The organism is Pseudomonas fluorescens (genome assembly GCF_902497745.1).
Classification (GTDB): Bacteria; Pseudomonadota; Gammaproteobacteria; order Pseudomonadales; family Pseudomonadaceae; genus Aquipseudomonas; species Aquipseudomonas fluorescens_BM.
Map to the genome: position 1 here is coordinate 333,722 of NZ_CABVHJ010000006.1, position 9,412 is coordinate 343,133.

Genomic DNA, 9,412 nt, shown 5'->3' on the forward strand with positions numbered 1-9,412 from the left:
CAGGATCGAGCGACAAAAGGTGTAAGAAAAAGTGACGGCAGCCTCACTGCACGCGCGATTCTTCAACGCTCCAGCCACCGCCCAGCGCGGTGTACAGATTGACTTCGGCGACCAGTTGCGCGAGGCGATCGGTGATCAGGCCTTGTTGCGAACTGAACAGCGAACGCTGCGCATCGAGGAACGTCAGGCTGCTGTCGACGCCGTTCTTGTAACGATTCTGCGCGAGGTTGTAATAGGTCTGCGTGGCCTCGACCAGATCGCGCTGCGCCTGCAATTGCTGCTGATAGGTGCGGCGCGCGGCGAGGCCGTCGGCGACTTCCTGAAAGGCGGTTTGAATGGATTTTTCGTATTCGGCCACGGCCACGTCTTTCTGCAACTTTGAATAATCCAGACTCGCGCGCAGGCTGCCAGCATTGAAAATCGGCAGACTGATCTGCGGCTGAAACGTCCACGCCCCGGAACCAGCGCCGAACAAACCGGACAGGTCACGACTGGAGGTGCCGGCATTCGCCGTCAGGCTGACACTGGGGAAAAACGCCGCCCGCGCTGCGCCGATATTGGCATTGGCTGCTTTGAGTTTGTACTCGGCCTGGAGAATGTCCGGGCGCCGTTGCAGCAGATCCGATGGCAAACCGGCGGGCAGTTGTTGCACCAGATCGCTGGCCAGAGGACGTGCGGGCAGGGCGTCCGGCACCGGTGCGCCGACCAGCAAGGTCAAGCTGTTCAAGTCCTGCGCAACCTGCCGCTGATAACGCGCCAGATTGGCCCGAGAGCTGTCGACGCTGGTCTGCGCCTGGGCCTGTTCCAGCGCCGAAGACTTGCCAGCCTCGCGGTTGCGCGTAGTCAGGTGCAGGCTCTGTTCGTCGGCGGCGAGTGTGTCGCGGGTCAGTTCCAGCAGTTCCTGATCGGCGCGCCAGGTCAGGTAGGCGTTGGCGACGTTGGCCACCAGACTCAATTGCGCGCTGCGCCGTGCCTGTTCAGTCGCCAGCCAGGTTTGCAACGCCTGCTCGCTAAGGCTGCGCACGCGGCCGAAGAAGTCCAGCTCATAGGCGCTTATGCCAAGGTTGACCGAGTACGTCGAATTGATCAGCGCTTTGCCTTGGGTCACGCTCGGCGGCATGCGTTGGCGCAACTCGTTGGCATTGGCCGACACCGCCGGCAGCAGGTCGGCGCGCTGAATGCGGTACTGCGCCTGAAAGGCCTCGACGTTGAGTGCCGCCACGCGCAGGTCGCGGTTGTTGACCAAAGCGCTTTCAATCAGCTGTTGCAGCGCCGGGTCAGTGAACAGCGTGCGCCAGTCCTCGGTGTGCGTTGCCGCCTGTGTCGCTGTCGGATACTGCGCGGCACTGGGTGAAACGGGCCGCTGATACTCGGGAATCAATGAACAACCGCCCATCAGCATCGCCATGGACAGCAGGGAAAGTCGCAACGTCAACATCGAACTGCCTCATGCATATGGAGAGCGTTTTGCTCAGGCCCCGGCCATCCATTTCGCCAGACCATGGCGGCCACTGACGCCGAGTTTGGCGGTGGCGCGCTTGAGATACGTCTCGATCGAACTGTTTTTGACCCGCAGTTTTTCCGCCATTTGCGGCACGGTGCCGCCCGTCAACAAACCGAGGCAGACTTCTTTTTCGCGCACCGACAGGGCGATGTCGCTGAGCGCCAATCGCTCATCGAACACTTGCGCCAGCGGCGCCTGATCCAGCTCGGCCAAGGGTTGGCGCGGTTGACGGGCAAGGATCTGCCGGCTGATCTGTGCGTGGCGTTCGATCAGTGGCAGCAGGGTGTCGGACAGGCTTTTTAGAAACGACAACTCCGGCAGGGAAAACACCCGTTGCGTATGCGGTCGGTAAAACGAAATCACGCAACGCCGGTTGGACGTACGCGAGACCAGATTGCATTGGTGTGCGCTGTGTTGCGGATGCCGAGGCTGCAGCGAGGCTCGCAGCTGAATCAGCAGCGAGTCGTTCATCTCGATCATTTTCTGCAACAACGGATGATCGTCGGGGCTTTCCAGCGGATCGGCCGGTGCACAGGTCTGCGTCAGACCGGCGCTGCCCAACGGTTTGATGTCGACCACGCTGGCCTGTCGCTCATCCAGTGTCCACTCGCTGAGATCTACCCGGTTGACCGGCACCAGCGTGTCGACCAACTGGAACATGTTCGTGGCGAAGTGGTCATTGCCCGTGCTTGCAATCAGCTCACCCAGTTGCCAGTAGAAATGCGGGTTTTCCATATTGCGAATACTGCCGGTCAGATTCATATCCTTGTCATCCCTGGTTCAGAACCCTCACTGAATCGTCTGCCGTCTTTGCAAAAGCCGCCCACGCCGTCATTTCTCCTTGAACACGATCTGGAGCGGGATTTAAGCCCATGGATTTGTCCTACGTCTGTAGGGGAAAACAGGGACACAAAGTGCCACTATTTCTGAATGTTGGCGCCGGGGTTCTGACGCCGCTGAACACAGGTGTACCGGTGTGAGTGACTGTTCAGTCACGCTCAGGCCCCGGAAACCCGGGCGATAGTCAAATTCTGATCGACAGCGCTTGAGCAAATGGCGGCGCTGGTATGTGGCTTTTTTCCTACAAGCTTTTCAGTATTTCCTCTCCGGGTTTTTGCGCAGTGCCTACGATAAACACGCCCGCAACGTCAGACAGGCGCGTACGAGGCTAGTGGTTGTCCGGGTTTCAGGTGTCATGTCGGCGCGGAGGCCGATGCTTGAATACCGGCAAAATTTCATGAGATGGACCTTATGCAGCCTATTTCTGCCAACGTGGCGGACGATCTGTCCGTGCCTGTCGAGACATTCCCGCTGACTGCCGCTCAACGGGATATCTGGCTGGACCAACTGAGCCGCGGAGATTCGCCGCTGTACAACATTGGCGGTTACGTCGAACTGAGCGGCCCGCTGGATCCGGCATTGCTGCAATCGGCGCTTGAATATCTGGTTGAAGCCAATGACGCCTTGCGCATTGTTCTGCGATCGGACGTTGGTCGCGACGGGCTGCCGTTGCAAGGTTTTGCCCAGGCGCTGCCGGTGGTGATGTCGCTGCATGATGTCAGCGGCCAGACTGATCCACAGTCGGCTGCCCGGACACTGGTCGAAGCGCAGATGGCGCAGCCCTTTGTACTGAGCGGGCAAGCGTTGTTCCGCTTCTGTCTGATTCGCCTCGATCGCCATCGCCACTGGCTGGCGGCCCAGGCCCATCACTTGATCATCGATGGCTGGGCGTTCGCGCTGCTGTTCAAGTCGGTGGGTGAGATCTACAGCGCGTTGTACCGTGGCGAGCATCCGCGCAGAGCGGCACCGTCCTATGTCGGCTTTATCGAAGATGATGCGCGCTACCATCAGTCACTCCGCTATGAACGTGATCAACGCTATTGGCTGGACAAGTACCGCAGCCTTCCCGAGCCCTTGTTGACGCCCCGTCATCGCGAACCCCTTGAGCCTGAAGCGGCGCCCAGTCGCATCCACGTCGAGGCTTTTCCTGCCGTTCTGCATGAGCGCATGAAAGACTGCGCGCGACGATTCGGTGGCTCGGCCTTTCATGTCTTGCTGGCGGCGCTGCATGTGTATTTCAGTCGTACCGCCCAGCGTGACGAGTGGGTGGTCGGCTTGCCGATTCTCAATCGCTCCGGCGCCCGCTTCAAAAGCACTTTGGGCTTGTTCACCCAGGTCAGTGCAATGCGCATGGGCTTTGGCCGAGCGTTGTCATTCGCTGAGTTGATCAAGGCAATCGGCGATAGCCTGAAGCAGGATTTTCGCCATCAACGCTATCCGCTGAGCGAGATGAACCGCGCGTTGGGTCTGTTGCGTGAAGACCGCGCGCAACTGTTCGAGCTGTCGGTGTCCTACGAACAGGACGACCATGACTACCGTTACGGTGAGGCGTCGGGACACTCGGTCAAGGTCTCCAACCAACACGAGGCAACACCGCTGGCCCTTCACCTGCGCAGCAACCGTTACAACGACAAGGCCTGGCTGCATCTGGTGTACTCGCCGGCCTATTTCACGGCTGACGAGATGACGTCGTTGACCGAGCGCTTGTTGCTGATACTGGAGCAGGGTCTGGAATGTCCGGAACTCGAGATCACCGATTTCAACCTCAATAGCCCGGCAGAGCTGGCCCTGCTCGATGAGTGGAACGACACCCGCGTCAGTTATCCGCAGGGGCAGCTGATTCATCAGCGATTCGAATCCCGAGTGGCCGAACAACCGGACGCCGTGGTCGCGACGTATCAGGGACGAACCCTGAGCTATGCCGAGCTGAACCAGCAAGCCAATGCGTTGGCCCATCATCTGCTGGGTCTCGGTGTACGGCCGGATGACCGCGTGGCGATCGTCGCGCGTAGGAGCCTGGAGACATTGGTCGGGCTGCTGGCGATTCTCAAGTCTGGCGCCGCCTATGTGCCGATTGACCCGGCGCATCCAGTCGAGCGCCTGAATTATCTGCTCAGCGACAGTGCTCCGGTAGCGCTGCTGACGCAAAGTGATCTGCGTGAGCGCTTGCCCGCCACAGCGCTGCCGTTGATCGAGCTTGATCGGCGCGAATGGTCGCTCGACAACTTGACCGATCCCGACCTGCCGGAGCTGAACACGAGCAACCTCGCGTATGTGATTTACACCTCAGGCTCAACCGGGTTGCCCAAAGGCGTGATGGTCGAGCACCGTACGCTGGGCAATCTGGTCGACTGGCACTGCGAGGCATTCGGGCTCAGCTTCGGGCAGCACACTTCGAGCCTCGCCGGCTTCGGTTTTGACGCGATGGCGTGGGAGGTCTGGCCGGCGCTGAGTGCCGGAGCGACGCTGCATTTGTCGCCCGCAAGCGAAGGCAGTGAAGACATCGACGCGCTGCTCGACTGGTGGCGTGCCCAGCCGCTGGACGTCAGCTTCCTGCCAACGCCGATTGCCGAATACGCCTTCAGCAAACAACTCGATCACCCGACCTTGCGCACCTTGTTGATCGGCGGCGATCGCCTGCGCCAGTTCAACCGCGCGCAGGGTTTTGCGGTGGTCAACAACTATGGCCCGACCGAAGCGACGGTGGTCGCGACCTCGGGGCTGATCACCCCAGGGCAGGCGTTGCACATCGGCAAACCCGTGAGCAATGCCACAGCGTATTTGCTCGATGATCAGCAGCGCCCGGTGCCGATCGGCATCATCGGCGAGCTGTATGTCGGCGGTGCCGGGGTTGCCCGCGGCTATCTCAATCGCCCGGATCTGACAGCGGAACGCTTTCTCGACGACCCGTTCAGTGCGCAGCCGGATGCGCGTATGTATCGCACCGGCGATCTCGCACGTTGGCGCACCGACGGCAACCTTGAGTACATCGGCCGCAACGATGACCAGGTGAAAGTCCGCGGTGTGCGTGTCGAACTGGGCGAAATCGAAGCGGCACTCGCCAGCCATGATGCGGTGCAGGAAGCCGTGGTGCTGGTGCGCGACGGTCAACTGTTGGCGTGGTTCACCGAGCGTGAAACGCTGGACATCCTGCAACTGCACGCGCACCTGACCTTGCGTTTGCCAGCCGCCATGCTGCCGGCTGCTTACGTGCGCTTGGCAACGTTGCCACTGACGGCCAACGGCAAACTCGACCGTCGAGCCTTGCCGCCGCCGGGACCGGAGGCGTTGATCCGTCGGGAATACGAGGCGCCACAAGGTGACGTCGAAATCGCCCTGTCGCAGATCTGGGCCGAGGTCTTGCAGGTTGAACGGGTAGGGCGTCACGACCATTTCTTCGAGCTGGGTGGCCACTCCTTGTTGGCTGTGGGCCTGATCGAACGCATGCGCCAGATTGGCATGAGCAGCGATGTTCGCGTGCTGTTCAGCCAGCCGACACTGGCGGCGCTGGCAGCGGCGGAGGGCAGCGGTCGCGAAGTCGAGGTGCCGGCCAACCGTATTTCCGCCGACTGCACGCACATCACGCCGGACCTGTTGCCACTGGTGCAACTGGATCAGGCGATGATCGAGCGTATCGTTGCGACGGTGCCGGGTGGCGCCGCCAATGTGCAGGACATCTACCCGTTGGCGCCGTTGCAGGAAGGCATTCTCTATCACCACATCACCGCTGCGCAGGGCGATCCGTACCTGCTGCAATCGCTGCTGGCGTTCGACAGCGTCGAGCGGGTCGAGGCCTTCGCCGCTGCGCTGCGCGAGGTCATCGCACGGCACGATATCCTGCGTACGGCGGTGGTTTGGGAAGGGCTGACGTCACCGGTTCAGGTCGTTTGGCGCGAGGCCATTTTGCCGGTGCAGGAAGTCGAACTTGACCCTGCTGGCGGCGCAATCATCGATCAGTTGCACGAGCGCTTCGACGCGCGGCGTTATCGCCTCGATGTCAGTCAGGCGCCGCTGCTGCGCTTGATGTATGCCCGAGACCCGGCGCATAACCGGGTGGTCGGCATATTGCTGTTCCATCACCTGGCGATGGATCACATTGCACTGGAGGCGATGCGCGAAGAAATCCACGCCAGCCTGTCCGGGCACGACGCACCGCTGGCAGCACCGGTGCCGTACCGCAACTATGTGGCGCAGACGCGATTCGGCTTCAGCGAGCAAGAGCATGAGGCGTTTTTCCGCCAGATGCTCGCCGACATCGATGAGCCGACCTTGCCGTTCGCTTTGCAGAATGTGCAGGGTGACGGCAGCAACATCGAAGAAGCCGAGCAGACGCTGGCGAGCGGTGTCTATCAGCGCTTGCAGCAGCAGGCGCGTCTGGCCGGCGTCAGCGTCGCCAGCCTGATCCACCTCGCCTGGGCGCAAGTATTGGCGGCGACATCCGGCCAGCCAAGCGTGGTGTTCGGCACGGTGTTGATGGGGCGCATGCAGGGCGGCGCGGGGGCAGACCGGGCGCTGGGGGTGTTCATCAATACCTTGCCGCTGCGGGTCGATGTCGGCGAAGGTGCGCGCGCAGCGGTGAAATCCACTCATGCGCGCCTGACCGCTTTGCTCGCCCATGAACACGCCTCTTTAGCGCTGGCTCAGCGTTGCAGTGGCGTCGCTGCGCCGGCGCCGCTGTTCAGCGCCTTGCTCAACTATCGGCACAGCGATGACGTCGAGCAAAAGAACTCCCGGCAAACCTGGCAAGGCATCGAAACCCTGGCCAACGAGGAGCGCACCAATTACCCGTTTACCCTGAGTGTCGATGATCTCGGCACGGGCTTGCGTTTGACCACCCGAACCTTGTCGACCATCGGCGCGCAACGGATTTGCGCATATGTACAAGCGGCCCTTAATGGCTTGGTCGAGGCGCTGGAGACCGAGCCGCAGCGGCCGCTGAATAGCCTGCTGCTGTTACCGCAGGAAGAACTGCAACGGCTGTTGATCGAGTTCAACGATACGGCAGTCGACTGCCCGATGGAGCAACCGCTGCAGGCGCTGTTCGAACAACAGGTGCAGCGCAAACCGAATGCCGTCGCCGTGCAATTCGCCGGGCAAAGCCTGACCTATCGCGAGTTGAACGAGCAGGCCAACTGCTTGGCTCATCATCTGCGCGGGCTGGGCGTTCGGCCGGATTCGCGGGTCGCGATCTGCGTCGAGCGCGGGCCTGAATTGGTGATAGGCCTGCTGGGTATTCTCAAGGCTGGCGGTGCTTATGTGCCGCTCGATCCGGATTACCCGCTGCAACGGCTCAACTACATGTTGCAGGACAGCGCACCGGTTGCGCTGCTGGTGCACGCGGCGACGCGCGATCTGCTCGACGAACCCGACGTGCCGCTGATCGATCTCGATCTCGGCACCTGGCAGGACCAGCCACACGACAATCCGCAGGTGCCGGGCCTCGGCGCGACGAATCTGGCCTACATGATCTACACCTCCGGCTCCACCGGCACGCCGAAAGGCGTGATGATCGAGCACCGCAGTGCCTGCAACATGGTGCACTGGGGCTCGCAGTTGTCGCCGCCCACCGAACATGGGGCGTTGCTGCAAAAGGCCCCGTACAGTTTCGACAGTTCGGTGTGGGAGATTTTCTGGCCGCTGTGTTCGGGCATGCGCCTGGTGCTGGCGCGGGCCGATGGCAACCGCGATTCGGCTTATGTCACGCAAGTGATCCGCGAGCAGAACATTACCGTGGTCAAGTTCGTGCCGGCGTTGTTGCAGCAGTTCATCGAACAGGATGATGTCAGCCAGTGCACCAGCCTTACCGACGTGCTCAACGGTGGCGGCGAATTGACCGTCGCGCTGGCCCGGCAAGTGCGCGAACGCCTGCCGTGGGTGCGTCTGCACAACGTCTACGGCCCGACCGAAACCACGGTCGACAGCAGTGGCTGGACGCTGCACCCCGGCGCGCCGGTGCCGCAGACACTGGTGCCAATCGGCAAGGCGCTAAGCAACACGCGCCTGTATGTCCTCGATGCCAGCGATCAACCCGTGCCGCTTGGCGTCACTGGTCATCTGCACATTGGTGGAGTGGGCGTGGCGCGGGGCTATCTGGACCTGCCGCAATTGCAGGCCGAACGCTTTATCGACAGCCCGTTCGTGGCCGGTGATCGCTTGTATCGCACCGGGGATCTGGTGCGTTACGGCGCTGACGGCAATCTCGAGTTTCTCGGTCGCAATGACTTTCAGGTCAAGCTGCGCGGGGTGCGTCTTGAGCTGGGCGAAATTGAAGCGCGCCTGCTGGAACATCCGGCGATCCGCGAGGCGGTGGTGCTGGTGCGCGATGAGCGGCTGGTGGCTTATTACACCCTGCGTACCGAGCTGACTGCGCCGACGCTTGAAGCATTGCGCGCGCATGTGTTGGCGCGGTTGCCGGAGTTTATGGTGCCCGGTGCCTACGTGATGCTGGCGGCGCTGCCCTTGACGCCCAACGACAAAATTGACCGCAAGGCGTTGCCGGAACCAGGCGCGGAGGCGTTGCTCAGTCGTCCTTATGCGGCACCCGAAGGTGATGTGGAAAGTGCTTTGGCGCAGATCTGGGCGCAGGTGCTCAAGGTCGAGCAGGTGGGGCGTCACGACAACTTCTTTGAACTGGGCGGGCACTCGTTGTTGGCGGTGAGTCTGGTCGCGCGCATGCGTCTGGCCGGGCTGCATGTCGATGCGCGCACGCTGTTCAGTCAGCCGACGCTGGCCGCGCTGGCGGCACAGACCTCGCGGCAGGCGAATCACATCGAGATCGCCCAAACCACCATCCCGAGCCTCAATCGCAAACGCCGTCTCTAACGGCGCGCACAAACCCTGTAGGAGCTGCCGAAGGCTGCGATCTGTTGATCTTGTTTTTAAAAGCAAAATCAAAAGATCGCAGCCTTCGGCAGCTCCTACAGAGGCGAACAGCGGGCAGGGCGGCTTGTCCCCGCTTCCCATGTCAGACACCCACGCCCCGATGTTTTAGTTTTTCCAGGCTGCGCGCCGCGTGCACGGACTCGCTGCTGCGTGCTCCTTTTTTCCGTATTTACAGCAGGTTACCTC

Annotated in this window: 3 protein-coding genes; 1 reads left to right on the forward strand and 2 read right to left on the reverse strand. The window is 61.6% G+C overall.

Features of this window, described 5'->3' with window-relative positions; translation table 11 throughout:
- Window positions 1-43: 43 nt before the first annotated feature.
- Both F8N44_RS12320 and F8N44_RS12325 read right to left on the reverse strand, forming a co-directional pair.
- On the reverse strand, window positions 44-1,438 hold the full coding sequence (locus F8N44_RS12320; protein ID WP_150650498.1) for an efflux transporter outer membrane subunit: 1,395 nt from the start codon (window positions 1,436-1,438) through the stop codon (window positions 44-46).
- A 33-nt stretch (window positions 1,439-1,471) separates the two neighbouring features.
- On the reverse strand, window positions 1,472-2,266 hold the full coding sequence (locus tag F8N44_RS12325) for a helix-turn-helix transcriptional regulator (protein WP_150650499.1): 795 nt from the start codon (window positions 2,264-2,266) through the stop codon (window positions 1,472-1,474).
- 489 nt (window positions 2,267-2,755) lie between these two features.
- On the opposite strand from F8N44_RS12325, the gene F8N44_RS12330 reads away from it, so the two are divergent.
- Window positions 2,756-9,166 carry a non-ribosomal peptide synthetase gene (locus F8N44_RS12330; protein ID WP_150650500.1) on the forward strand — a complete coding sequence of 2,137 codons (6,411 nt, stop codon included), beginning with the start codon at window positions 2,756-2,758 and terminating at the stop codon, window positions 9,164-9,166.
- Window positions 9,167-9,412 lie beyond the last annotated feature (246 nt).